Source organism: Mitsuaria sp. WAJ17 (genome assembly GCF_014174515.1).
Lineage (GTDB): Bacteria > Pseudomonadota > Gammaproteobacteria > Burkholderiales > Burkholderiaceae_C > Roseateles_B.
Genome location: NZ_JACJUG010000027.1, coordinates 1 through 21282 on the forward strand (window position 1 = coordinate 1; position 21282 = coordinate 21282).

General features: G+C 70.5%; 21 protein-coding genes, 1 pseudogene and 1 riboswitch. Of the genes and pseudogenes, 15 read left to right on the forward strand and 7 right to left on the reverse strand.

Features of this window, described 5'->3' with window-relative positions:
• Positions 1 to 360, reverse strand: a pseudogene (locus H5407_RS18790) (hypothetical protein); the annotation flags it as partial.
• 161 nt (positions 361 to 521) lie between these two features.
• On the opposite strand from H5407_RS18790, the gene H5407_RS18795 reads away from it, so the two are divergent.
• Positions 522 to 1073, forward strand: coding sequence for a GNAT family N-acetyltransferase (locus tag H5407_RS18795; protein ID WP_183106027.1), 552 nt, complete (start codon positions 522 to 524; stop codon positions 1071 to 1073).
• A 548-nt stretch (positions 1074 to 1621) separates the two neighbouring features.
• Positions 1622 to 2722, forward strand: coding sequence for an acyltransferase (locus H5407_RS18800; protein WP_183106028.1), 1101 nt, complete (start codon positions 1622 to 1624; stop codon positions 2720 to 2722).
• Here H5407_RS18800 and H5407_RS18805 read toward each other — a convergent pair whose 3' ends face one another.
• Positions 2723 to 3403, reverse strand: coding sequence for a YafY family protein (locus tag H5407_RS18805; protein ID WP_183106029.1), 681 nt, complete (start codon positions 3401 to 3403; stop codon positions 2723 to 2725).
• Positions 3404 to 3461: 58 nt separating this feature from the next.
• Between H5407_RS18805 and H5407_RS18810 the strand changes: the two genes are divergently transcribed.
• The gene (locus H5407_RS18810) at positions 3462 to 4376 is read left to right on the forward strand and encodes a 2OG-Fe(II) oxygenase (protein ID WP_183106030.1); all 915 of its coding nucleotides are present in this window, start codon (positions 3462 to 3464) and stop codon (positions 4374 to 4376) included.
• Between the two features lie 17 nt (positions 4377 to 4393).
• Here H5407_RS18810 and H5407_RS18815 read toward each other — a convergent pair whose 3' ends face one another.
• Together H5407_RS18815 and H5407_RS18820 are read right to left on the reverse strand one after the other, a co-directional pair.
• The gene (locus tag H5407_RS18815) at positions 4394 to 4666 is read right to left on the reverse strand and encodes a TfoX/Sxy family DNA transformation protein (RefSeq protein WP_220800680.1); all 273 of its coding nucleotides are present in this window, start codon (positions 4664 to 4666) and stop codon (positions 4394 to 4396) included.
• 14 nt (positions 4667 to 4680) lie between these two features.
• A complete protein-coding gene (locus tag H5407_RS18820) occupies positions 4681 to 5073 on the reverse strand; it encodes a VOC family protein (protein WP_183106032.1) in 393 nt (130 codons plus the stop codon).
• 82 nt (positions 5074 to 5155) lie between these two features.
• Positions 5156 to 5302: riboswitch (yybP-ykoY riboswitch) on the forward strand.
• A gap of 70 nt (positions 5303 to 5372) precedes the next feature.
• Between H5407_RS18820 and H5407_RS18825 the strand changes: the two genes are divergently transcribed.
• Both H5407_RS18825 and H5407_RS18830 read left to right on the forward strand, forming a co-directional pair.
• Positions 5373 to 5951, forward strand: a complete 579-nt coding sequence (locus H5407_RS18825) for a TMEM165/GDT1 family protein (RefSeq protein ID WP_183106033.1) — start codon at positions 5373 to 5375, stop codon at positions 5949 to 5951.
• A 347-nt stretch (positions 5952 to 6298) separates the two neighbouring features.
• Entirely contained in the window at positions 6299 to 9382 is a 3084-nt protein-coding gene (locus H5407_RS18830) for an ATP-binding protein (protein ID WP_183106034.1), read from the forward strand.
• A 123-nt stretch (positions 9383 to 9505) separates the two neighbouring features.
• Here the strand turns inward: H5407_RS18830 and glpK are convergent, their stop codons facing one another.
• Positions 9506 to 10999, reverse strand: coding sequence for a glycerol kinase GlpK (gene glpK / locus H5407_RS18835; protein ID WP_183106035.1), 1494 nt, complete (start codon positions 10997 to 10999; stop codon positions 9506 to 9508).
• 41 nt (positions 11000 to 11040) lie between these two features.
• On the opposite strand from glpK, the gene glpD reads away from it, so the two are divergent.
• The 3 genes from glpD to H5407_RS18850 all read left to right on the forward strand — a co-directional run bounded on the left by glpD (position 11041) and on the right by H5407_RS18850 (position 14145).
• On the forward strand, positions 11041 to 12567 hold the full coding sequence (gene glpD, locus H5407_RS18840) for a glycerol-3-phosphate dehydrogenase (protein ID WP_183106036.1): 1527 nt from the start codon (positions 11041 to 11043) through the stop codon (positions 12565 to 12567).
• A gap of 307 nt (positions 12568 to 12874) precedes the next feature.
• The gene (locus tag H5407_RS18845) at positions 12875 to 13264 is read left to right on the forward strand and encodes a hypothetical protein (RefSeq protein WP_183106037.1); all 390 of its coding nucleotides are present in this window, start codon (positions 12875 to 12877) and stop codon (positions 13262 to 13264) included.
• Between the two features lie 35 nt (positions 13265 to 13299).
• Positions 13300 to 14145, forward strand: a complete 846-nt coding sequence (locus tag H5407_RS18850; RefSeq protein ID WP_183106038.1) for an AraC family transcriptional regulator — start codon at positions 13300 to 13302, stop codon at positions 14143 to 14145.
• Position 14146: 1 nt separating this feature from the next.
• Here the strand turns inward: H5407_RS18850 and H5407_RS18855 are convergent, their stop codons facing one another.
• Positions 14147 to 15028 (reverse strand): LysR family transcriptional regulator ArgP, encoded by an 882-nt coding sequence (locus H5407_RS18855; protein ID WP_183106039.1) that lies wholly within the window; start codon positions 15026 to 15028, stop codon positions 14147 to 14149.
• A 126-nt stretch (positions 15029 to 15154) separates the two neighbouring features.
• On the opposite strand from H5407_RS18855, the gene H5407_RS18860 reads away from it, so the two are divergent.
• Together H5407_RS18860 and H5407_RS18865 are read left to right on the forward strand one after the other, a co-directional pair.
• A complete protein-coding gene (locus tag H5407_RS18860; RefSeq protein ID WP_183106040.1) occupies positions 15155 to 15769 on the forward strand; it encodes a LysE/ArgO family amino acid transporter in 615 nt (204 codons plus the stop codon).
• A gap of 58 nt (positions 15770 to 15827) precedes the next feature.
• Positions 15828 to 16799 carry a DMT family transporter gene (locus H5407_RS18865; protein WP_183106041.1) on the forward strand — a complete coding sequence of 324 codons (972 nt, stop codon included), beginning with the start codon at positions 15828 to 15830 and terminating at the stop codon, positions 16797 to 16799.
• Between the two features lie 12 nt (positions 16800 to 16811).
• Here H5407_RS18865 and pssA read toward each other — a convergent pair whose 3' ends face one another.
• A complete protein-coding gene (gene pssA / locus H5407_RS18870; RefSeq protein ID WP_183106042.1) occupies positions 16812 to 17429 on the reverse strand; it encodes a CDP-diacylglycerol--serine O-phosphatidyltransferase in 618 nt (205 codons plus the stop codon).
• Positions 17430 to 17733: 304 nt separating this feature from the next.
• Between pssA and H5407_RS18875 the strand changes: the two genes are divergently transcribed.
• From H5407_RS18875 to H5407_RS18895, 5 genes are all read left to right on the forward strand, one after another.
• A complete protein-coding gene (locus H5407_RS18875) occupies positions 17734 to 18375 on the forward strand; it encodes a hypothetical protein (protein ID WP_183106043.1) in 642 nt (213 codons plus the stop codon).
• Between the two features lie 15 nt (positions 18376 to 18390).
• Complete coding sequence (locus tag H5407_RS18880) at positions 18391 to 18726, forward strand: HPr-rel-A system PqqD family peptide chaperone (protein WP_183106044.1); 336 nt, start codon at positions 18391 to 18393, stop codon at positions 18724 to 18726.
• Complete coding sequence (locus tag H5407_RS18885; protein WP_183106045.1) at positions 18716 to 19648, forward strand: HprK-related kinase A; 933 nt, start codon at positions 18716 to 18718, stop codon at positions 19646 to 19648. Before H5407_RS18880 ends, H5407_RS18885 begins: the two co-directional genes overlap by 11 nt.
• On the forward strand, positions 19645 to 20724 hold the full coding sequence (locus tag H5407_RS18890; RefSeq protein ID WP_183106046.1) for a nucleotidyltransferase family protein: 1080 nt from the start codon (positions 19645 to 19647) through the stop codon (positions 20722 to 20724). Before H5407_RS18885 ends, H5407_RS18890 begins: the two co-directional genes overlap by 4 nt.
• A 116-nt stretch (positions 20725 to 20840) precedes the next feature.
• Complete coding sequence (locus H5407_RS18895; RefSeq protein WP_183106047.1) at positions 20841 to 21257, forward strand: FKBP-type peptidyl-prolyl cis-trans isomerase; 417 nt, start codon at positions 20841 to 20843, stop codon at positions 21255 to 21257.
• Positions 21258 to 21282: the final 25 nt, after the last annotated feature.

Here is a 21282-nt window from a genome sequence, read left to right on the forward strand (position 1 = left end):
CCCGACGCCCGGCCCTGCGCCGGGACCTGCCTCCGTGCCTGGGCCAGGCGTCGGGCCACGCCGTGCATCCCATGGACGCAGCGGACCTTCGGAGGGCGACGGTCCGGCCCCCTGCGCACCGGGCCCGCGCGAGCGGGCGAGGTAGTCCCCCAGCCCCACGCCCCGGGCCTCGCCGGCCTCAAAGCTGCCGAAGTCCTCCAGATAGGCCTCCACGCCGGCCCGGAAGTGCGCGGTGGCCTGTTGGGCGGCCTGCGAGCTGAACTTGCGCTGCAGCTCCAGGTAGGCCACGCCCCCCACCGTCACCACCACGGCCAGCCCGGTCAGCATCAGGGCGAGGGTGAGCTGGAGACGCAGGGACAAGGGGCGCAGCATGGCTTGGCAGATCTCGGAGGTGGCGGGCGCGGCGACTTGACTGGATGGGCAGGATCCGGCCGTCGGTCGGGCATTGTCACCGCCGCGGCGTGCGAATGGCAGGGCGCCCGGGCCGGCGCGGAGCCGGCCGGCTGATAGGCTTGCGCCCCATGAGCACACTGAGCCTGCACCGTCCGCAGCGCGCGGATCTCGAGGAACTGCTGGACTTCGAGCAAAGGGAGCGCGCCCATTTCGAGACCTGGGTCCACGCCCGCCCGGACGCTTTCTACAGCCGCGAAGGCGTCGAGGCGCACCTGGAGGAGGCTCAGGCCGCCGCGGATGCGGACCGGGCCCATGCCTTCCTGATCCGTCAGCAGGGCCGGCTGGTGGGGCGCATCAACCTGCATCGCGTGCAGCGCGAGCATCACGGCCGCGCCGAACTCGGCTACCGCCTGGGGGCGGGCGCCCAGGGGAAGGGCTGGGCCAGCGAGGCCGTGGGTCTGCTGCTGCCCATCGCCTTCGAGACCCTGGGCCTGTGGCGCCTGGAGGCGGTAGTTCGGCCGGGCAATCCGGCCTCGACCCGGGTCCTGGAGAAGAACGGCTTCCGGTGCTGGGGGCGCAGCAGCCTCAGCGTGAGCCTGCACGGCCGGTGGCAGGACCTGCTGCACTTCGAGCGCCTGAGCCCGGCGGCCCAGGCCCACGTCCGCAGCGAGATCGCCTGACTCCCTGCCGAGGCGCGGCGCGCCTCAAGCCTGGGGCAGCAGGGAAGGCTCCGCCGTGGTGCTCTGCGTTACGACGGCACCAGGCGTTCGCCTCGCCCCGCCGGGCGCTCCATGAATGCGTTCTGGCCGGGCTTCCTCCCTGCGATCTCTGCCTGCGAAACGTCCCTGCGCCTTCGCAAATGAGGGCCGCCACGCGGGCGATCGGGCCGGCTTCCTGTCACGTGTGTTCACGCCTTCTCACGACCTGACGCGCTCCAGGGGCTGCTTTCCGGGCTCTGGCCGACTAAAATCGCGCGTTCTGCAGCCTGTGCTGCAGGTTTGCCGGAGGCAAATCGCCTGGGTAGCTTGTCTGGGCAAGCTTGTCCAAGCCCTCCGCTCAAGCGACCCCTCAGGCTCAGCTCAAGAGGCGTCGCCCGAGCCGGGGCCGGCCGCACCAGGACAGCCTGGCGCGGCCATTGCCTTCCGAATGCGCATGCGCCTGGCGCCAGCGCCTTTTTTCAACGACAACCATCACGCCGGCAGCGTCAGGCTGCCGGAACGCCGTACCCATGTCCGCTGCCAAGACCCGATTGCTGCACATCGATGCACTGAAAGCCCTCGCGGCCCAGTTCATCGTTCTGCATCACCTCTCGGTCTACGGCCCCCTGGCCGAGGCCCTGCACAAGGCCTGGCCGGTGCTGGGCGGCTGGCTGTTCCACTATGGGCGCATGGCGGTGCAGGTCTTCTTGGTGGTGGGCGGGTACCTGAGCGCCCGGGCGCTGTCCCCTCAGGGCGGGCTGATGAAGGTCGCAGCGCTGGAGTCCCTGTGGCGGCGCTACCTGCGCCTGGCCCTGCCCTTCATGGCGGCGGTGGGCCTGACCCTGTCCTGCGCCTGGCTGGTCCAGCCCTGGCTGCCGGAATTCCTTCCGCAGCAGCTGACTCTGGCCACGCTGCTGAGCCATGCCACGCTGACCCACGGGCTGCTGGGGCACGAGTCCATCACCGTGGGCGCCTGGTACGTGGCCATCGACCTTCAGCTCTACGCCCTCATGCTGGGCCTGCTGTGGCTGGCCCGGCGCAGCCGCCTGCTGCCGCATGCCTGGCGCATGGTGCTGGGGCCGGTCCTGGTGCTGGCCCTGTGCGGTCTGTCCCTGATGGTCTTCAACCGCGAGGCTGAGCTCGACAACTGGGGCCTCTACTTCTTCGGCGCCTACGGCCTTGGTGCCCTGGTGCACTGGTTCTCGCTGAGCCGCTGGCCCCGCCTGGGCCTGCTGCTGCTGCTGTGGCTGACGGGCCTGGCCCTGTGGCTGGACTTCCGCGAGCGCCTGGTGCTGGCCCTGCTCACCGCCCTGCTGCTGGGCCTGTGGCAATGGCGGGTCGGGCCGCTGGCGGGCCGGCTGTGGCAGCGCGTGGCGGATGTGGTGGCCCACCTCGGCACCCACTCCTATTCCCTGTTCCTGGTGCACTTCCCCGTGCTGGTGCTGCTCAACGCCTGGTACGACCAGCAGAGCGAGCAACCCCTGCTGCTGACCTTCGCCCTGGTGCTGTCGGCCTGGGGTTTTGCGAACCTGGCTGCGCTGCCCTTCCACCGCTGGGTGGAGGCGCCCAGCAGCCGCCTGCGCTTCAACCCTCTGCGCTGGCTGGCACCGCAGGGCAGCTTCGGTCGCTGATCAGGGCCAGCCCTCGGCCCGCTGCATGTCGGCCAGGGTCTTGCCGGCTTCGTCCCTGAAGCGCTCGTCCAGCACCTCCAACTGCTGGATGCGGTCGACTCGGAAATTGCGGAAGCCCTCTCGCAGTTCGCACCAGGCCGCGAAGGTCCAGACCGGTCCCCAGAAGAAGCAGCCCAGCGGGCGCAGCACGCGCTCGCTGGCGGTGTTGCCGAGGTCCAGGTAGACGACGCGCAGCTTCTGGCGCTGCTCGGTGGCCAGGCGCAGTTGCTGCAGGCGCTCGCGCGTGCCCTCGTCCAGCCCGCCCAGCGGGGCCCAGAGCGCCAGGCTTTCCGCGGCAGCGCGCGCCGTGCCGGGCAGCACGGCCAGAATCTTGTAGATGGCCTCCTCGCCGTGGCGGGCCAGGGCGCTGTCCATCTGCGGCTGCGCCATGCGCAGCGCCGCGACCAGGGCTTGGGCTTCCTCCTTGCTGAACATCAGCGGCGGCAGGTCAAAACCCGCCCTCATGCGATAGCCCACGCCCGCTTCGCCATCGATAGGCACGCCCTGCTGCTGGAGCGCGGCCACGTCGCGGTAGATGGTGCGGGGCGACACCTCCAGGCGCTGGGCCAGGTAATCGGCGGTGGACAGGCGGCGTCCACGAATCAGCTGGACGATCTGGAACAGGCGGTCGGCTCGGCGCATCCGGGCATTGTCGGCGATAGGCCAGAATGCAGCTGCAGGAGACAGCGAGGAGATCGGCATGAGCCTGGAGCAGCTGAGCCCCGAGTGGCGGCAATGGGTGCAGGAGAACGTGGCGCGTGGCTGCACGGCCTCGTCCATGCTGCCCATGATGGTGCAGGGAGGGCTGCCGCGGGCCCTGGCGGAACGCGTGCTGAAGACGGTCCACGGTGCGGCGCTGCCCTTGGCGGACACCCATGACATGAGCCCGCAAGCCTCCCTGCTGGCCGAGCATGCCGGTGCTGCGGAGGCGGAGTCTGGCAGGGGTCAGGTCTTGCGTGCCCGGCCTCGTCCGCGCATGACCGGCAACCGCGTGCGCCTCAGCGACGGCTGCGAGCTGCGCATCGCGGCCCAGCTGGACCATCCCCAGGTGCTGCTGTACGAGGGCCTGCTGAGCCCGGCCGAGTGCGAGGCCATGATCGCCCTGGCGGAGACACGCCTGACGCGCTCCACCGTGGTGGACGAGCAGTTGGGTGAGGCCCGCCCGCATGAGCACCGCACCAGCGCCGGCGGCTTCTTCCAGCGCGGCGAGCACGCGCTGGTGGCACGCATCGAGGCTCGACTGGCCGAGCTGCTGGACTGGCCGGTGGAGAACGGCGAGGGCCTGCAGGTGCTTCGCTATGGCGTCGGGGGCGAGTACCGGGCTCATTTCGACTGGTTCAACCCCGCCCACCCCGGCAGCGAGCGTCATCTGCGCACCGGCGGCCAGCGGGTGGGCACTTGCATCCTGTATCTCTCCGAGGTGGAGGACGGTGGCGGCACGCGCTTTCCCAGCCTCGGCCTGGAGATACGCCCACGGCCCGGCGCAGTGCTGTACTTTGCCGACGTCGATGCCCGTGGCGTCGAGGACCCGAGCACCCTGCATGCCGGCGTGCCCGTGCTGGCCGGCGTCAAGTACATCGCCACCAAGTGGCTGAGGGAGCGGCGCTACGGCTGACATCGCGCCGGCCCCGTTCAGCGCGGGGCCAGGCCCATGTCGTCCAGGCGCAGCAGAATGTCCGTGCGGCGCTCCCGTGCCACCTCCCGCCAGTCCAGATCTTCCTGGGCGCCGATCAGCGCGTAGAGCAGGTTGAGGCTGGCGCCGGGCCAGCGTGCCTTGAGGCGGGCGTACAGGGCAAAGGCGTCCTGGGCCCGGAGTTCCTCGGCGCTGCTGATGCCCAGCGCGGCGAGCTGCTCAAGGCTGCGCGGGCCGAGTCCCCGCATCCGTGAGGCCGAAGCCTTGCCCATGCGGAGGCTCCCGCTCATCCGCCCATGGGCGTGCACAGCTCGACCAGGCAGCCGTCCGGGCAGCGCACATAGGCCACCACCTGGCCCCAGGGCTTGGCGGTGGGCGGCTTGAGGCCGCTGGCGCCTGCGGCCAGGGCCCGGGCATAGGCGGCAGGCACGTCCGCGCAGGCCAGGCCGACCTCCATGCCCAGGGGGCGCTCGCTGCGTGCCGCCTCGACGAAATCGGCGCCCAGGCTGTCGCGGGCGATGTCCAGCTGGGCGAAGGCCAGGGCCGTGGCGCCGGTTTCCAGCTCGCCGTAGGCGCCGGACTCGTGCAGAAATCGCGTCTGCAGGCCGAAGGCGGCCTCGAAGAAGCGCAGGGAGGCCGCGACATCGGCGACGTAGAGGATGGTGTAGGCGTAGTTCATGCGGCCATCATCGGCGCGCGCTGCTGCCAGCGTCATGGCAGGAACCCGCGGCGACGGCCGGCCAGGGCGCTCCGCTACAATGCCGCTCGTCATTGGGGAGTAGCTGCCGCGGTCCGTTCATCGGACACGCGGGCCTGCGTCAACACACTTGCCTGGGCCTGGCCCGGCATGGCGCTGGCAGTTCCCGCCCTGGCCGCCCTGGCCTGGGCCTTTACCTGGCAAGACCTTTGACCGCTCGTTCTCGGTATCCGGCCGGAGAGGGGCGGTCGAGGGTGTCCGCACCGGCCGGGGAGTCTTACATGGAAGCTTTTCTCGTCTCCACCGGCCTGGTGGCTCTCGCCGAAATCGGTGACAAGACCCAGTTACTGGCCTTTTTGCTGGCCGCGCGGTTCCGCAAGCCCCTGCCCATCATTGCGGGCATTCTGATCGCCACCCTGCTCAACCATGCCGGTGCCGGCGCGCTCGGCGCCTGGATCACCGCGCACGTGGCCCCCGACATCATGCGCTGGGTGCTGGGCCTGGGCTTCGTGGCCATGGGTGTCTGGACCCTGGTGCCGGACAAAATCGAGGAGGAGGAGGGCGGCCAGGGCCTGCGTCTGGGCGTGCTGGGCACCACCGTCGTGGCCTTCTTCCTCGCCGAGATGGGGGACAAGACTCAGATCGCCACCGTCGCACTTGCAGCACAGTTCCACAACCTGCTGGCCGTGGTGGCGGGCACGACGCTGGGCATGATGATCGCGAACGTGCCGGCCGTGCTGCTGGGGGATCGCATGGCGCACAGGATCCCAGTCCGTTTGGTCCATGGCCTGGCAGCCCTGATCTTCATCGTGCTGGGCGCGCTTGTACTGGGCGGCTTCGCGCAGTCCTGGGGGCTGTGACGTCCGTCACCACACAGTTGGGGGCTTGGCCTTGCCCTGCCGGGCGTGCATGCCGTACGCTGGGACCCTGGGGCGGGTATTTCCGCTGTCATCGGGACGCCCCAGGCCACGATTGAAGTGAAGAGGCGCGATCGCTTGAGCGCCATCTTGACCGAGGGAACACATCGGGATCCGCCCAGCAAGGGAGTGACGAGATGGATGAACGGTCAATGCAGTGGCGGGTCGCCCCGCGGCCCAGCCCTTCCCGGGATTCGTGCCTGATGCCGCCAGCGCAGCCCCACGGCAGCGCTCCGGGCACGTCAGCGTCCGGCCGCTGAAGCGCTGCACGGCCTTGCCCAGCGGCAGCCATGGACAAACCCCACGGTCCTGACATCCGGGCGGTCGAGGCCGCCCTGGATGCGGCCGACCGCCAGCAGGGCATCGAGGCCTTCCATGCGGCCATGGACCGCCGCGTGGCGCGCGGCGCCGCGGTGCTGCTGGTCGTGGTCATGCTGGCTGCCCTGTTCCAGCTGGCGGCCACGGCGCTGGAGCCGGGCTACAGCTGGCCGCAGCGCCTGTCCCGCATGGCCACCGGCGCAGGGGTGCTGGCGGTGGCCGCCACTGCAGCCCTGCTGGCCTGGCGCGGCCATGTACGGCGGGCGGCCGCGTTCTTCGCCATCGCAACAATGGTGACGCTGATGGGCATGGCGGCCCTGCATGGCAACGGCATCATGTCCTCGGGCCTGGGTTCGCTGACGGCACTGATCGTGGTCCTGGGCTTCATGGTGGGCCCGCAGGCGGCCAAGTGGGGCGCCCTGGCAGGGCTGGGCGGCCTGGCCCTGCTCTTCGCAGCCGAAGGCCTGGGCTGGATTCCCGGCTTGCATCCCGGCAATACGCCGCCGCATGCCAGCTACCTGGTCGTGCAGCTCTTCAGCTGTGGCCTGGCCGGCTGGCTGATGCTGCGCTACGGCACGCTGTACTGGGATCTGACCCGCTCCCTGGACAGCTCCCGCCTGCTGCTGGCCAATACCTTGCGCGCCCAGCAGCAGGCCGCCCAGGACCTGCTGTCCAGCGAGCGCCGCCTGCGCCAGCTGCTGGAGGCCTCGCACATGTCGGTGCAGATCTTCGACGGCGAGAGCGGTGCCCTGCGCTATGCCAACACCTACTGCCTACGCCGTTTCGGTGTCCAGAGCAAGGAGGCACTGACGCCCGAGCTGACCTTCCCTGGCGGCGACTACACCCCGGCCCACGCGCGAGCGCTGGTCCGGCGTACGCTCGCGGAGGGGAGCCAGACCCTGGAGTGGCAGTCCCGGCACCTCGACGGCAGCCCCATCTGGTGGGACGTCAAGCTGGACCGCTTCGAGCTCGACGGCGAGGCCTGCGTGGTGGCCTTCGCCCACGACATCACCGATCGCGTGAAGGCCGAACAGTCGCTGGAACTGCACCGCCAGCACCTGGAGGATCTGGTGCGCCAGCGTACCTCCGAGCTGCACAAGGAGCAGCAGCAGGTGCAGGAGATCCTCGAAGCCCTGCCCATCCTGCTGAGCATCCGCGATGCAGACGGGCGCTATCTGCAGGTCAACCGCAGCTTCGAGCAGGCCAGCGGCCGGCCCAGGGCGCAGATCATCGGCCAGACCGTGCAGTCCCTGTTCGGCCCCGAGCTGGCGACCGACGCACGCGAGAGCGATGCCCTGGTGCTGCAGCGCGGCCTGCGCCTGGACCGCGAGCGACAGACCCGCCTGGCCGATGGCCCGCACGATTTCCTCGTCACCACCGTGCCCCTGCGCGATGAGCAGGGCCGGCCCTATGCCGTGCTCAACCTCAGCACCGACATCACCTCCCTCAAGCAACTGCACCGCGAACTGGCCGCCGCGCGCGACGAGGCCGAACGCCTGGTGCGTGCCAAGAGCCAGTTCCTGGCGAATATGAGCCACGAGATCCGCACACCGCTCAACGCCGTGCTGGGCCTGGCCCAACTGGGCGAGCAGCGGGCGCTGGACCCGCGGGCCGCGGCCGACAGCTTCCGGCGCATCGTGCGCGCTGGCCGCCACCTGCTGGGCGTGATCAACGACGTGCTGGACTTCGCCAAGCTGGACAGCGGCAAGCTGGAGCTGGAGTCACGGCCCTGCGAGTTGGCTCAGCTGGTCAGCGATGCGATGGAGATGGTGGCCGAGCGTGCGCGCGCCAAGGGCCTGCGGCTGAGCTCCAGCATCGAGGGCCTGCCGGCCTGGGTGGAGATCGACGCGCTGCGGCTGACCCAGGTGCTGGTGAACTTGCTGGCCAATGCCGTCAAGTTCACCGAGCAGGGTGGCGTGAGCTTGAGCGTGCGCTCCGCACAGCTGGGGCGCTGCCTGGTCTTCGAGGTGGAAGACAGCGGCATCGGCATTGCCGAGGACAAGCTGGGCAGCATCTTCACGCCTTTCGAGCAGGCCGACAGCTCGGTGACGCGGCTCTATGGCGGCAGCGGTCTGGGGCTCAGCATCAGCCGGCGCCTGGCCCGGCTGATGGGTGGCGACATCCGGGTGCGCAGCACGCCGGGCCAGGGCTCCAGCTTCCTGCTGGAGCTGCCCCTGCTGGCGGCGCGGCCGCCTCTGGTGGAGCCGGCCGGAGCAGCCCAGCGTCCCGAAGCCCAGGCTCACAGCCTGGCCGGCCTGCGCATCCTCATCACCGACGACGTCGATATCAACCGCGAGATCCTGCACGACATGCTCAGCGGTGCGGGCGCGCATGTGATGTCCACCGACAGCGGCGAGCAGGCCGTTGCCCGCCTTCAGGAGGCGGGCATGGGGGCCTACGACCTCGCGCTGATGGATGTGCAGATGCCTGGCATGGACGGCTACCAGGCCACGCGCCACCTGCATGAGATCGATCCGGCCCTGCCGGTGCTGGCCCTGACCGCGCACGCGCTCAGCGAGGAGCGCCAGCGCAGCCAGGAGGCGGGCATGTGCGGCCACATCTGCAAGCCCATCGACCAGGCCGAGCTGTTGAGAACGCTGGCCCCCTTCCCGCGCCGCCAGCGCAGCGAGGAGGCCGCGCCCCCGCCCGCCGCCCGCGCACCGGCCCGCGCGCCCGCCGATGCCGTCTCGCCCTGGCCCCTGGTGCCCGAGGCGGACTTCGAGACCGCCGTGCTGCGCTGTGCCGGCCGCAACGACCTGCTGGCCAAGCTGCTTAGCAGCTTTGCGCGGCAGTACGAGCAGCACCTCAGCGCCCTGGAGGAGGCGCGCATCGCCGGCCCCGTAGCGGTTCGGAGCTATGCCCACCGTCTGCGCGGCGTGGCGGCCAACCTGGGCCTGGATGGTCTGGCTGCCACCGTCGGCGCCCTGGAGCATCAGGCCCTCCTGGCGGCGCCGGCTGAGCTGGCCATGTTGATCATGGCCACCAACCGCGCGCTGGCGGCGCATCTGCAGGCCATCAAGACCTGGGAAATCTCGCGCCTCAGCAGGGCGGCTTGATACCCCCCTACCGGCTGCGCCGGCCCCCCCAGGGGGCGCAGCCGAGGGCCCGGCGAAGCCGGATCCCCGGCCGCCGCTTGGGACACGGGCCTGGCGGCCGTGCAATGGGGGCGGGGGGGCTCGTCAGCTGGCGGTGGTCTGGCGGATGGCGTGTTCCCAGTCGGCCATGCGTTCGAGGGCGCGTTCGCGGGGCAGGGTGGGGTGGAAGATGCGCTCGGCCTGCCATTGCTGGCCCAGGGACTCGAGGCCGCTGTAGAGGCCGGCACTGAGGCCGGCGAGGTAGGCGGCGCCCAGGGCGGTGGTCTCGATGACGCGGGGCCGCACGACGGGGATGCCCAGGAGGTCGGCCTGGAACTGCATCAGCAGGTTGTTGACGCAGGCGCCGCCGTCCACCCGCAGCTCGCTCACTGGGGCAGAGCCGGCGGCCACGGCGTCGCGGCTCATGGCCTGCAGCAGGGCAGCACTCTGGAAGGCGATGGACTCCAGCGCTGCGCGGGCGATGTGCGCCATGGTGCTGCCCCGGCTGAGGCCCACGATGGCGCCGCGGGCGTCGGGCTGCCAGTAGGGAGCGCCCAGGCCGGTAAAGGCGGGCACGAACACCACGCCGCCGGCGTCGGGCACGCTGGCGGCCAGGCTCTCGACGTCGCCGCTGCTGGGGAAGGCATGCAGGCCGTCGCGCAACCACTGCACCACGGCGCCGCCGATGAAGACGCTGCCCTCCAGCGCGAACTCGGGGCTGGCGCTCGTCTGCGCGGCGCTGGTCGTGATCAGCCCGTTGGCTGAGGTCTGGAAGCGATCTCCCAGGTGCATGAGGGTGAAGCAGCCGGTGCCATAGGTGTTCTTGGCCATGCCGGCCTTGAAGCAGCCCTGGCCGAAGAGGGCCGCCTGCTGGTCGCCCGCCACGCCGCCGATGGGCAGGGGGGCGCCCAGCCACTGAGGGTCCAGGGTGCCGAAGTCGTGGGCGCTGGGATGGACCTGGGGCAACAGGGCGCGCGGAATGTTCAGCGCGGCCAGGATCTCGTCATCCCAGTCGTTGCGATGGACATCGAAGAGCATGGTGCGCGAGGCATTGCTGACGTCCGTTGCGTGGATGCGGCCGCTGCTGAGGCGCCACATCAGCCAGCTGTCCACCGTGCCGAATGCCAGCTCGCCGCGCTGGGCCAGCTCGCGGGCGCCGGGGATGTGGTCCAGCAGCCAGGCGAGCTTGGTCGCGGAGAAATAGGCGTCGATCACCAGGCCCGTGCGCTCGCGCACCAGCGGGGCCAGGCCCTGCTCGCGCAGCCGGGCGCACAGAGGCTCGGTGCGGCGGTCCTGCCAGACGATGGCATGGTGCAGCGGCGCGCCCGTGCCCCGGTGCCACAGCACGGTGGTCTCGCGCTGGTTGGTGATGCCCACGCTGGCGATCTGCTGCGGACGCAGGCCGGACTCGCGCAGGGCCTCGCGGGCGGTGGCCAGCTGGCTGGACCAGATCTCCTGCGGGTCGTGCTCCACCCAGCCCGGCTGTGGATAGATCTGACGAAATTCCTGCTGGGCCTTGGCCAGCTGGCGGCCCTCGCGGTCGAAGACGATGGCGCGGGAGCTGGAGGTGCCTTGGTCCAGTGCGATTAGGTAGCTCATGGGAAATCGGCAGGGTAGAGTGCCCCGCGAGGAGCGTGGCGATGGCTGATTTTGACGTACTGGTGGTGGGTGGTGGCATCAATGGCGTGGGCATCGCCCGGGATCTCGCCGGCCGCGGCTGGCGCGTGCTGCTGAGCGAGCGCGACGACCTGGCCTCGCATACTTCCTCGGCCTCCACCAAGCTGATCCACGGCGGCCTGCGCTACCTGGAGTACCGCGAGTTCGGCTTGGTCCGCAAATCCCTGCAGGAGCGCGAGCGCCTGCTGCGCGCGGCCCCGCACCTGATCCATCCCCTGCGCTTCGTGATGCCGCATCACCCACAGATGCGGCCGGCCTGGCTGCTGCGCCTGGGTCTCTTCCTGTACGACCACCTGGCCCACCGCGAGCTGCTGCCCGGCTCCGCGGGCCTGGACCTGCGCGGCCATCCCCTGGGCGAGCCGCTGCAGCCGAAGTTCGGGCGCGGATTCCTCTACTCGGATGGCTGGGTGGACGACGCGCGGCTCGTGGTCGCCAACGCCATTGACGCCCGCGAGCGCGGCGCCGAGATCCTCACCCGCAGCCCCTGCCTGGAGGCCCGGGTGGCGCAGGGCCTGTGGCAGGCGCGGCTTCAGACGCCCGCCGGCGAGCGCCGGCTCAGCGCCCGCCTGCTCGTGAATGCCACCGGCCCCTGGGCGGCGAGCTTCGTCGAGCAGGCTCTGCGCGACGGGACTGGCCAGGTGCCGCCGGCCCGGCGCCTGCGCCTGGTCAAGGGCAGCCACATCGTCGTGCCTCGGCTCTACGGGCACGACCACGCCTATCTGCTGCAGGGGGCGGACGGGCGCATCGTCTTCACCATTCCCTATCAGCAGGACTTCACCCTTATCGGGACCACGGACCTGGAGCTGGCCCCGCAGGACATCGCCGGCGGCCGCACGCCGGCCATCAGCGAGGCAGAGCAGGCCTATCTCTGCGAGCAGGTCAGCGCTTACTTCCGGCAGGCGATCCGGCCGTCCGACGTGCGCTGGAGCTTTGCAGGCGTGCGCCCTCTGCTGGACGACGACGCCGGCACCGCTGCCGCCGTGACGCGGGACTACGCGCTGGACCTGGACACCGGCACAGGCGCGCCGCTGCTTCATGTCTGGGGCGGCAAGCTGACCACCTACCGACGCCTGGCCGAGGAGTCGGCCGATCGCATCACCCACCAACTGGGCGGCGGGCGGGGTGCCTGGACGGCGCAGGCTGCGCTGCCGGGGGCCGATGTGTCGGCCTTTGCCCCCGGCGCCGCCGCGGGCCCCGCCGCGCTGCAGGCTCTTGTGCAGGCCGTGCAGGCGCGCCATCCGCGATTGCCTGCTCCCCTGCTGAGGCGCCTGTGCCAGGCCTATGGAGGCCGCGTGGACCGCGTCCTGGCAGAGGGCCGGCTCGGACTGGAGATCGCGCCGGGGCTCTTTGAATCCGAGCTGCGCCACCTGCAGCGCGAAGAGTGGGCCATGAGTGCCGAAGACGTGCTGTGGCGGCGCAGCAAGCTCGGCCTGCGCTGCTCGGCGGACGAGGTCGCGAGCGTGGAGCGCTGGCTGCGGGAGCAGGCCTGACTCCGCGGGTCGCAGCTGTTTCCCAATGGGGTCAGGTCTTGCCATGACCCACCTCACATGCCTTTGGAAAGCGGCCTCTGCGAACGTGTGACGCACGACATGTGAAGACCGTCATAGCCCCATTCCATCGGGGATTGCGGCCGTTCTTACCGCATCGCAGCTCGTCTGCTGCAGCAGCATTTCGGACCCTTGATGCAGCGCCCGATCGAAGACAGGAAGAAATCCGGCAGGGAATTCCCCACACTGCAGCCATACGTTCCCTCACCCGATCCGCGACACGCGGCCTCAGCTTTCCAAGGAGTCCATCATGAACATGCCGTCCCGCCTCTCCCTTGCCTTCGCAGCCCTCGCACTGGCCGGCGTGGCCCAAGCCCAAGAAACCACCGTGCTGGAGCCCGTCAGCCTGCAGAAGCAGATCTCGACGCCCATCACCCGCTCCGACATGAAGGTGCTGGCCGGCGTCTACCAGATGCAAGACGGCCGTCAGCTGCGCGTCGATGGTCACGGCCTGCGCATGCGCATCAGCCTGGGCAATGACGAGGCCGTGGCCATGACGCCGTCCGCCGACGGCGTCTGGCGCAGCACGAACGGCGAGCTGCACATGCAGTTCCACGGCGAGGACTGGGGCACACCGGACTCCGTCCTCCTGACCATGCCCAGCAAGAACTGGAGCCTGGCTTCCGTGAACGCGCGCTGAAGGGGGCGGCCTGGCTGTGCCATCATGGCCGGGCCATGCAGTCCGACGCCGTCATTCGCTTCGAAGGGCCCGAGGATCGCGCCCTGTACCGCCGACCCGCGGCCCAGCCGGGTGTCGAGTTCTACCGGGCGCGCATCCGGGACCACCGCTTCGAGGCCCATTCTCACGAGGCCTACGGCCTGGGCGTCATCACCGACGGCCTGGGCCGCTTCCGCTGGCGTGGGGGTGAGCACCTGGCCCCTCGGGCCAGCCTGATGCTGATGAATCCCGAGGACCTGCACACCGGCCAGTCGGCTGACGCAGGCTGCTGGGCCTATCACATGGTCTACCTCGAAGAGGACCTGCTGCCCGCCTATGGCGGTGACCGCAGCTGGCGCTTCGATGCGGCGGTCAGTGGCAGCCCGGATCAGGCGCGGGCCGTCGCGTGTTGCGTGCAGGCCCTCTGGCAGGCCCAGGAACCGCTGGCCGTGGACAGCCTGCTGCTGCAGCTGGTGGAGCTGATCCGGCCGCATGCCCGGGTGCAGGGCCGCCCGGCCGAGGCCGGCGGCCGCTTCGAACCGGTGCTCGATTTCATGCGCAGCCAGCTGGATCAGGTGATGAGCCTGGATCAGCTGGCGGCGGTGGCGGGCCTGAGCCCTTTCCATTTCCTGCGCAGCTTTCGCGCGCAGCACCACGCCACGCCCCAGCAGGTGCTGATGGCTCTGCGCAGCTTCGAGGCCAAGCGCCTGCTGGCCCAGGGCCAGACCCCGGCCGAGGTGGCTGCCGCCACCGGCTTCAGCGACCAGTCCCACCTGACCCGCAGCCTGCTGAGCCGCTATGGCGTGACGCCCGCGGCCTACCAGCGCCAGCTGGGCCTGCGCGGCCTGCGGCGGGGCCGCTGAGTCAGCGCCGCAGCCCCTGGCGCGCAGCCTCCACCACCGCCTGGGTGACGGGTTCAAGCAGGGCCCAGGCCTGGGCCGGAGCCTGCCAGTACAGGGGCACCTCCAGGGGCTCGGGGCTCAGCGCCTGCAGGCCGCCGTGGTCCAGCTCTGCCTGCACCAGCTTGCGCGGGCACATGCCCCAGCCCATGCCGCTGCGGCAGGCCGCAAGGTAGACGTCGTTGGAGGGCAGCCAGTGGTTGGGCAGGGGCGGGCCTTCTCCCGTGAGCTGGCGGACCCAGCGCGACTGCAGTTGGTCCCGTCGGTTGTAGCTGAGGCAGGGCGCGCGCATGAGGGCGCCAGGCTGCAGGCCGCCGGCGAAGTGCCGGGCGATGAAGGCGGGCGTCGCGACGGCCAGGTAGTCCATGCAGCCCAGGGCCAGGCTGCGGCAACCAGGCAGGGGCTCGGCCAGTGCGGTGACCGCGGCCAGCACATCGCCCTCGCGCAGTCGCTCGGCGGTGTGGTCCTGGTCGTCCAGGCTGAGGTCCAGCAGCCAGTCCTGGTCGGACAGCGCGATGGCGGCCGGGATGAACCAGGTGCTGAGGCTGTCGGCGTTGACGGCCAGGCGCAGGGCACCTGGGCGGCCCCGGCCCGTCTGCGGCAGGCTGGCCAGCAGCTCGCGCTCCAGCAGCGCCACCTGCTCGGCATGGCGGCACAGCTGAAGGCCGGCGGGCGTGGCACGGCAGGGGGTGTCGCGCACCACCAGGACCTCGCCCAGGCGCTGCTCCAGCAGCTTGACCCGCTGCGAGATGGCTGAGGGGCTCAGGTGCAGGCTGCGGGCGGCCTTCTCGAAGCTGCCCTCGCGGATGACGGCGGCGAGGGCGGCGATCAGGGGGTAGTCGAGCATGGCGGGCGGGGTGGTGACGCCGGGGTGAGGCGCGGCAGTGCGCGCAGAAACGCGATTCAGCGCCGCTGAAGGCGCTTCAGGAAGTCTAACTGGCCCGCCCTGGCGCCAGCCGGCATGCTACGCGGCATGAATGAGCTTGCCGTCTTTCTTCAGGGGCTGGTCCTGGTGGCCGGATTGATCGTTGCCATCGGTGCCCAGAACGCCTTCGTGCTGCGCCAGGGCCTGCTGCGCCGGCATGTGGGTCTCGTCGTGGTCTTCTGTGCGCTGGCCGATGCGCTGCTGATGGCGCTGGGCATCTGGGGACTGGGCGCGGTCGATGCCCGGCTGCCGGCAGTGAGCACGGTGCTGCGCTGGGCGGGCTTGGCCTTCCTGCTGGTCTATGGGCTGCGCTCGCTGATGCGGGTGGCGCGCCCAGCCGGCCTGCAGGCTGGCGCGGGCAGTTCCGCCTCTGCGGGGCGCACCCTGGCGCAGGCAGCAGCCTTCACCCTGCTCAATCCCCATGTCTACCTGGATACGGTGCTGCTGGTGGGCGCCATCGGCACGGCGCACTCAGCGGCCCAGCGGCCGGTCTTCTTCGCCGGCGCGGTGAGCTGCAGCCTGCTGTGGTTTGCCGGCCTGGGCTACGGTGCGCGCCTGCTGGCGCCGGTCTTTGAACGGCCCCTGGCCTGGCGCGTCCTGGATTTGCTGCTGGGACTGATGATGCTGGCCTTAGCCTGGGGCCTGTTCCGCAGCGGGGCCTGAGTCCGCCGCAGCAATCCTGTACAAGCCGCCGCCCGGCCCGGGTGGGCATGATGGCGGCATGCTGACAGGTGTTTCATTCGCGCTGGCGGCCGGGCTCATGTGGGGCCTGGTCTTCGTGGCTCCCCAGATGCTGCCGGACTACCCCGCGGCCCAGCTGATGGCGGGCCGCTACCTCGCCTTCGGGCTCATCGCCCTCCCGCTGGCCTGGCTGGACCGGCGCGCCCTGCGAGAGTTCGGCGCGGCGGACTGGTGGGCGGCGCTGAGTCTTAGCGCCATCGGCAACTTTCTCTACTACCTGTGCCTGGCGGCTGCCATCCAGCGGGCGGGCGGGCCGCTGCCGACCATGATCATCGGGACCTTGCCGGTGCTCATCGCCCTGGTGTCGAACCGCCGCAACCGCGCGCGGGACGGACGCCTGCCCTGGTCGCAGCTGGCCCTGCCGCTGTCGCTGATCGCGGCGGGCCTGGTCTGCGTCAACCAGGTGGAGTTGCAGGCCCTGGCCGGCCAGCCTGGCGATCGCAGGGGGGCCTATGTGCAGGGCGGGCTGCTGGCGCTGGGCGCCCTGTTGTGCTGGACCTGGTACCCCATCCGCAATGCCGACTGGCTGCGCGCCCACCCCGACCGCAGCCCACGCGCCTGGGCCACGGCCCAGGGCCTGGTCACGCTGCCGCTGTCCCTGCTGGTCTTCACGGCACTGGCGCTGCTGCAGGGCAGCGGGCTGGTCGATGTGGACCTGCCACTGGGGCCGCGGCCCCTGGCCTATGTTGGGCTGATGCTGGCCATCGGGCTGCTGGCGTCCTGGGCTGGCACCTTGTGCTGGAACGAGGCCAGCCAGCGCCTGCCCACCACGCTGGTCGGCCAGTTGATCGTCTTCGAGACCCTGGCGGCCCTTGCCTATGCCTTCCTGTGGCGCCGGGCATGGCCGGCACCGCTGACCGCCCTAGGCATCGGTTTGCTGGTGGCGGGTGTGCTGGGCGCACTGCGTGTGCGACCGCAGCCCGAGGCCAGGGGGGCCGCAGAAGCGGCCTGAGCCTGGCGCGGCTCAGAGCTTGGGAATGCGGATGCGGCTGACCATCAGGGAACCCGAGGCCGCAAAAAGCAGCACCAGGGGGTGGAAGTTGAAGCCGGCCAGTTGCAGCCGGCCGCCCCACATCTGGTCGCCCAGCGCGCCCTGGGCGGCGGCCACCCACAGCAGGATCACCAGCAGCAGGGAGGTGGGGATGGGGGTGCCCTCGAAGTACTTGACCTTGCCGGTGCCTTCCGAGAGCTTCTCGGCGGTGATGTTGAAGCGTGCCAGGCGTGAGACACCGCAGGCGACGAAGAAGACCAGGATGATGCGGTCATAGAGGCCCTGCATCCCGCAGCCGTAGGCGATAGCCGCCGGCGCCACACCGAAGGAGATCACGTCGGCCAGGGAGTCGAGCTCGCGCCCCATGGCCGAGCTCTTCTGGCGCCAGCGGGCGATGCGGCCATCCAGGATATCGAAAACCAGGGCGGCCGGGATCAGGGCGCAGGCATAGAACAGGTGCAGCACGTCCCGCGTCTGCAGATAGGTCATCACCGAGAACAGCGAGCCCATGCCGCAGAAGGCATTGGCCAGGGTGAACCAGTCTGCCAGATGGAACTCGCGGATCATGGAAAAGGGTTTGGGTCGGTTCATGGGGGCAAGAATACAGGAGCTCGGCCGGGCTGCCGGCACGGCGGCTTGTGCAGGTCGGGCCGGGGCTGGGCCGGACGGCGTCCCCCGTTTGAGCGGCCTGGGCCTCTGACTGAGGCCCCCCCTGGATGCGCGGGTGGGGCTTCCAGGGTGCCTTCGATGGTGTCAAATACAGGGCCATTGGCAGGCTGGCCATGCATGTCGGCGCGCGGGGCGCGTCCGCTGCACCTGGCGGCCCGCCTTGGCACGGACCCGGTCCGTGCCATCCCGGTTTTTCAATGAGTTCTCAGGACTGTAGAGGTTCGTTATGGACAAGCAGCGTTCGACCCCGGATCAGCAGGCAGCGCGGGACCCCCTGGCGGCCACCCGTGGGCTGTCCGCCGAGGCGCTGGCGCGCCGTCGCATGCTGCTCAAGACGGCCGGCACCGGCGGCGTCGCGACCCTGGCCGCCCTGAGCCCCATGAAGGCCATGGCCGGTGGCGTCACCCTGGCGGTATGCAGCAGCGCCACCACCGGCAAGGCCGTGATCTGCACCATCTCCGGCGTGCAGTCTGCCGCGCACTCTTTCCATGGCGAAACCTATCCCAACGCCTGGGGCTACAGCCCGGGCTGGTGGGGCCAGTCCACCTACGTCAACGGCAAGCTCGTGCCTGCCCGTACTTGGCCTTGCAACTACAACGTGACGGTCGGTTCGATTCTGATCCGTGCCAGCTCCAGCACGAAGAACCTGACGCTGTTCACGCTGATGAACAATTCGGCCTACTCCAACACCCCCGAGCGCCACTGGCTCTGTGCCTACCTCAACGCCCTGGCCTATGAGACCAACACGGGCTGGGACAAGGGCCGCACCGGCTGGGCCTTCCCGTACAGCTCGACCGACGTCATCAACTTCTACCTGAACAACGACCAGGCGGCCTACAGCTTCTTCGTGAGCTACCTGGAGAAGTGAGCCAGCGCCCCCCGCGTGGCTGATTCCAACGCCCCGACCCTGACCGCAGCGCCCGCCCTTCCCGGCGGGCGTTGGTCATTGCACCCCCTGGCCGAGTTCCACTGGCGCTGCTGGGGCGAGGACTGGGTGCTGTTCGACAAGGGCAGCGGCCAGACCCTGCAGCTCGACGCCTTGCTGGTGGCCGCCTTGACCGAGCTGGAGCAGTCCCCTGCCACGCTCGCCGAACTGCAGCAGCGCCTGCCCCTGCTGCTGGAGCGTGCGCTGCCGGCGGAGGTCTGGCCTGGCCTGTCCCAGGGCCTGGGTTTTCTGGTCGAGCAGGGCCTGCTGAGGCACTCCGCGCATGAAAATTGAGCAGCTGAGGCCCGCTGAACTGCGTGCGCGACTGGCGCAGGGCGATCTGGTCCTGCAGGCCGGCGTGTTCAGCTACCGCCTGCAGAGCCCGCTGCCCCTGATCGAGCAGGGCCTGCGCCAACTCTACGGCGGCTATCCCTGCCTGCCGCCCGAGGTGCAGGCCGATTTCTCCCTGCAGCTGGACCATGGCCGCGGCCTGCACCGCTGGTGGCACCGGCAGGTCCGCTTCAGCTCGGATGGCGAGCGGCCCTTCGAGCCCCTCCCCCAGTCGCATGCCTTCGCCCAGCTGGAGTGGGCGATGAATTGGTGCGTGAGCACCCGCGCCCACCAGTACCTGATGCTGCATGCGGCCGTGCTGGAGCGCGGCGGCCGGGCCCTGCTGCTGCCGGCGCCGCCGGGCTCGGGCAAGAGCACGCTGTGCGCAGCGCTCACGCACAGCGGCTGGCGGCTGCTGTCCGACGAGCTCTGCCTGCTGGGCCTGGCCGATGGCCGTGTGCACCCGGTCGCGCGGCCCGTGAGCCTCAAGAACAACTCGTTGGACGTGATCCGCCGCTATGCGCCACAGGCCGAGTTCGGCGCCGTCACCCGCGGCACGACCAAGGGTGATGTGGTCCACATGAAGGTGCCGCAGGACCAGCTCGACCGCATGGCGGAGCCTGCCACGCCCCGCCTGGTCGTCTTTCCGCGCTATGTGGCCGGCGAGCCCACCAGCCTCCGGCCCCTGGCCAAGGCGCCGGCCATGATCGAGTTGGGCAAGAACTCCTTCAACTACCTCATCCTGGGTCTGGAGGGCTTCGAGGCCCTCGGGGCCCTGCTGGACGGCTGTGACTGCCACGAGCTGCGCTACTCCGACCTGCACGACGCCATCCCGCGCCTGGCGGCTCTGCTGGATGGCCTGCCCTCGCCGGAGGCCCCGGCATGAAGGACCTGCTGCGCCTACTGCTGCAGGGCGAGCTGCCCACGGGCTACCAGGGTCGTGACTGGGAGCGCCTGCTCGGGCAGGCCCGCCAGGCGCGCCTGCTGGGCCGGCTGGCCTGCCGCATGGAGGACCAGGGCCTGATGCCCCGGTTGCCCGCCCCCGTGCGCACCGCCCTGCAGGCTAGCCTGCGGGTGCTGGACCGGCATGGCCATGAGGTCCGGCACGAGCTGCTGGCGGTGCGCGAGGCCCTTCAGCCGCTCGGGCAGCCCGTGCTGCTGCTCAAGGGTGCGGCCTATCTGCTCGCCGGGCTGCCGCCGGCCCGCGGGCGCATCTTCTCGGACATCGACCTCCTCGTTCCCGAGGCCCGGCTGGGCGCCGTGGAGTCCGCCCTGATGGCCCGGGGCTGGATCAGCGAGGAGCGTCAGGCCTACAACCAGCGCTACTACCGCCAATGGATGCACGAGATCCCGCCGCTGCGCCACGTGCAGCGGGGCTCGGTGCTGGACGTGCACCATGCGCTGGCGCCGCGCAGCTCCCGCTTCCACACGCCGGGAGCCGAGTTGATCGCAGCTTCGCAGCCCCTGGCCGCCAGCGGCTTTCGCCTGCTGCAGCCGACGGACCTGGTCCTGCATTCGGCCCTGCACCTGTGCCTGGATGGCGAGATGGACCATGCCTGGCGCGATCTGCTGGACCTGCATGACCTGCTTGGCCTGCTGCCTGCCGAGGGCGGTGCGGCGGCCCTGCTGGAGCGCGCCGCGCAGCTGCGCCTGCTGCAGGTCCTGGCCCAGGCGCTGGCGCCTCTGTGCACACTGCTGCCCGCGCATCGCCTGCTGCAGGACCTGGCCTCGGGCCTGGACAGGGCAGAGCCCGGCTGGCGGCAGCGGCCCGAGGCGCGCTGGATGGGCATCGCCCTGGGTCTGGAGGAGACCGCCAGCCCCGCCCGGCGCCGCCGTGCCTGCCTTCGCCTGTACTGGCGCGCCCATCTGCTGCGAATGCCGCTGCGCCTGCTGCTGCCGCATCTGCTGCGCAAGTCCTGGATGGGTCTGCGCGAGCGCTTCGCGAAGGCGCCCCAGCCCTGACGCGCAGGGCGGCCCACCCTGCGCCGGTGGGCGAACTCCGTAACGATACGGCTTGGCGGACCCGCCCGCTTGCCGCATGATGCGCCGCATTCGATCTCGCAGAAAGCAGCGATTCCATGAGCTTCTCCTCCCGCACCTCCCTGGTCCTTCTGGCCCTGGGCCTGTCCTGCACGGCTGTCGGCGCCGCCGAGCCCCTCACCACCGCGACCGGGCTGGTCTACGAAGAGCTGAAGGCCGGCAGCGGCGAGCAGCCCACGGCGGCCGACAAGGTCCGGGTGCACTACGTGGGCACCTTCGCCGACGGCCGGGAGTTCGACAGCTCCGTACGCCGCGGCCAGCCGGCCGAGTTCCCGCTGGGCAAGGTCATCAAGTGCTGGACCGAGGGCGTGCAGCGCATGAAGGTCGGCGGCAAGGCCCGCCTCACCTGCCCGGCGGCCATCGCCTATGGCGACAAGGGCGCCGGCGGCGGCTTCATCCCGCCCGGGGCTACCCTGCATTTCGAGGTCGAGCTGCTGGGCGTCAGCAAGCCCTGAGTCCGCGGCAGGGGCACCGCCCCGA

Excerpts from the sequence above, each read along its gene's own strand:
- H5407_RS18885 (WP_183106045.1), top strand. The coding sequence starts at position 18,716 with ATGAAAATTGAGCAGCTGAGGCCCGCTGAACTGCGTGCGCGACTGGCG.
- H5407_RS18820 (WP_183106032.1), bottom strand. The coding sequence starts at position 5,073 with ATGAACTACGCCTACACCATCCTCTACGTCGCCGATGTCGCGGCCTCC.
- H5407_RS18865 (WP_183106041.1), top strand. The coding sequence starts at position 15,828 with ATGCTGACAGGTGTTTCATTCGCGCTGGCGGCCGGGCTCATGTGGGGC.
- H5407_RS18875 (WP_183106043.1), top strand. The coding sequence starts at position 17,734 with ATGGACAAGCAGCGTTCGACCCCGGATCAGCAGGCAGCGCGGGACCCC.
- glpK (WP_183106035.1), bottom strand. The coding sequence starts at position 10,999 with ATGAGCTACCTAATCGCACTGGACCAAGGCACCTCCAGCTCCCGCGCC.
- H5407_RS18855 (WP_183106039.1), bottom strand. The coding sequence starts at position 15,028 with ATGCTCGACTACCCCCTGATCGCCGCCCTCGCCGCCGTCATCCGCGAG.
- H5407_RS18810 (WP_183106030.1), top strand. The coding sequence starts at position 3,462 with ATGAGCCTGGAGCAGCTGAGCCCCGAGTGGCGGCAATGGGTGCAGGAG.
- H5407_RS18890 (WP_183106046.1), top strand. The coding sequence starts at position 19,645 with ATGAAGGACCTGCTGCGCCTACTGCTGCAGGGCGAGCTGCCCACGGGC.
- H5407_RS18800 (WP_183106028.1), top strand. The coding sequence starts at position 1,622 with ATGTCCGCTGCCAAGACCCGATTGCTGCACATCGATGCACTGAAAGCC.
- H5407_RS18830 (WP_183106034.1), top strand. The coding sequence starts at position 6,299 with ATGGACAAACCCCACGGTCCTGACATCCGGGCGGTCGAGGCCGCCCTG.
- pssA (WP_183106042.1), bottom strand. The coding sequence starts at position 17,429 with ATGAACCGACCCAAACCCTTTTCCATGATCCGCGAGTTCCATCTGGCA.
- H5407_RS18850 (WP_183106038.1), top strand. The coding sequence starts at position 13,300 with ATGCAGTCCGACGCCGTCATTCGCTTCGAAGGGCCCGAGGATCGCGCC.
- H5407_RS18845 (WP_183106037.1), top strand. The coding sequence starts at position 12,875 with ATGAACATGCCGTCCCGCCTCTCCCTTGCCTTCGCAGCCCTCGCACTG.
- H5407_RS18860 (WP_183106040.1), top strand. The coding sequence starts at position 15,155 with ATGAATGAGCTTGCCGTCTTTCTTCAGGGGCTGGTCCTGGTGGCCGGA.
- H5407_RS18795 (WP_183106027.1), top strand. The coding sequence starts at position 522 with ATGAGCACACTGAGCCTGCACCGTCCGCAGCGCGCGGATCTCGAGGAA.
- H5407_RS18895 (WP_183106047.1), top strand. The coding sequence starts at position 20,841 with ATGAGCTTCTCCTCCCGCACCTCCCTGGTCCTTCTGGCCCTGGGCCTG.
- H5407_RS18825 (WP_183106033.1), top strand. The coding sequence starts at position 5,373 with ATGGAAGCTTTTCTCGTCTCCACCGGCCTGGTGGCTCTCGCCGAAATC.
- H5407_RS18815 (WP_220800680.1), bottom strand. The coding sequence starts at position 4,666 with ATGGGCAAGGCTTCGGCCTCACGGATGCGGGGACTCGGCCCGCGCAGC.
- glpD (WP_183106036.1), top strand. The coding sequence starts at position 11,041 with ATGGCTGATTTTGACGTACTGGTGGTGGGTGGTGGCATCAATGGCGTG.
- H5407_RS18805 (WP_183106029.1), bottom strand. The coding sequence starts at position 3,403 with ATGCGCCGAGCCGACCGCCTGTTCCAGATCGTCCAGCTGATTCGTGGA.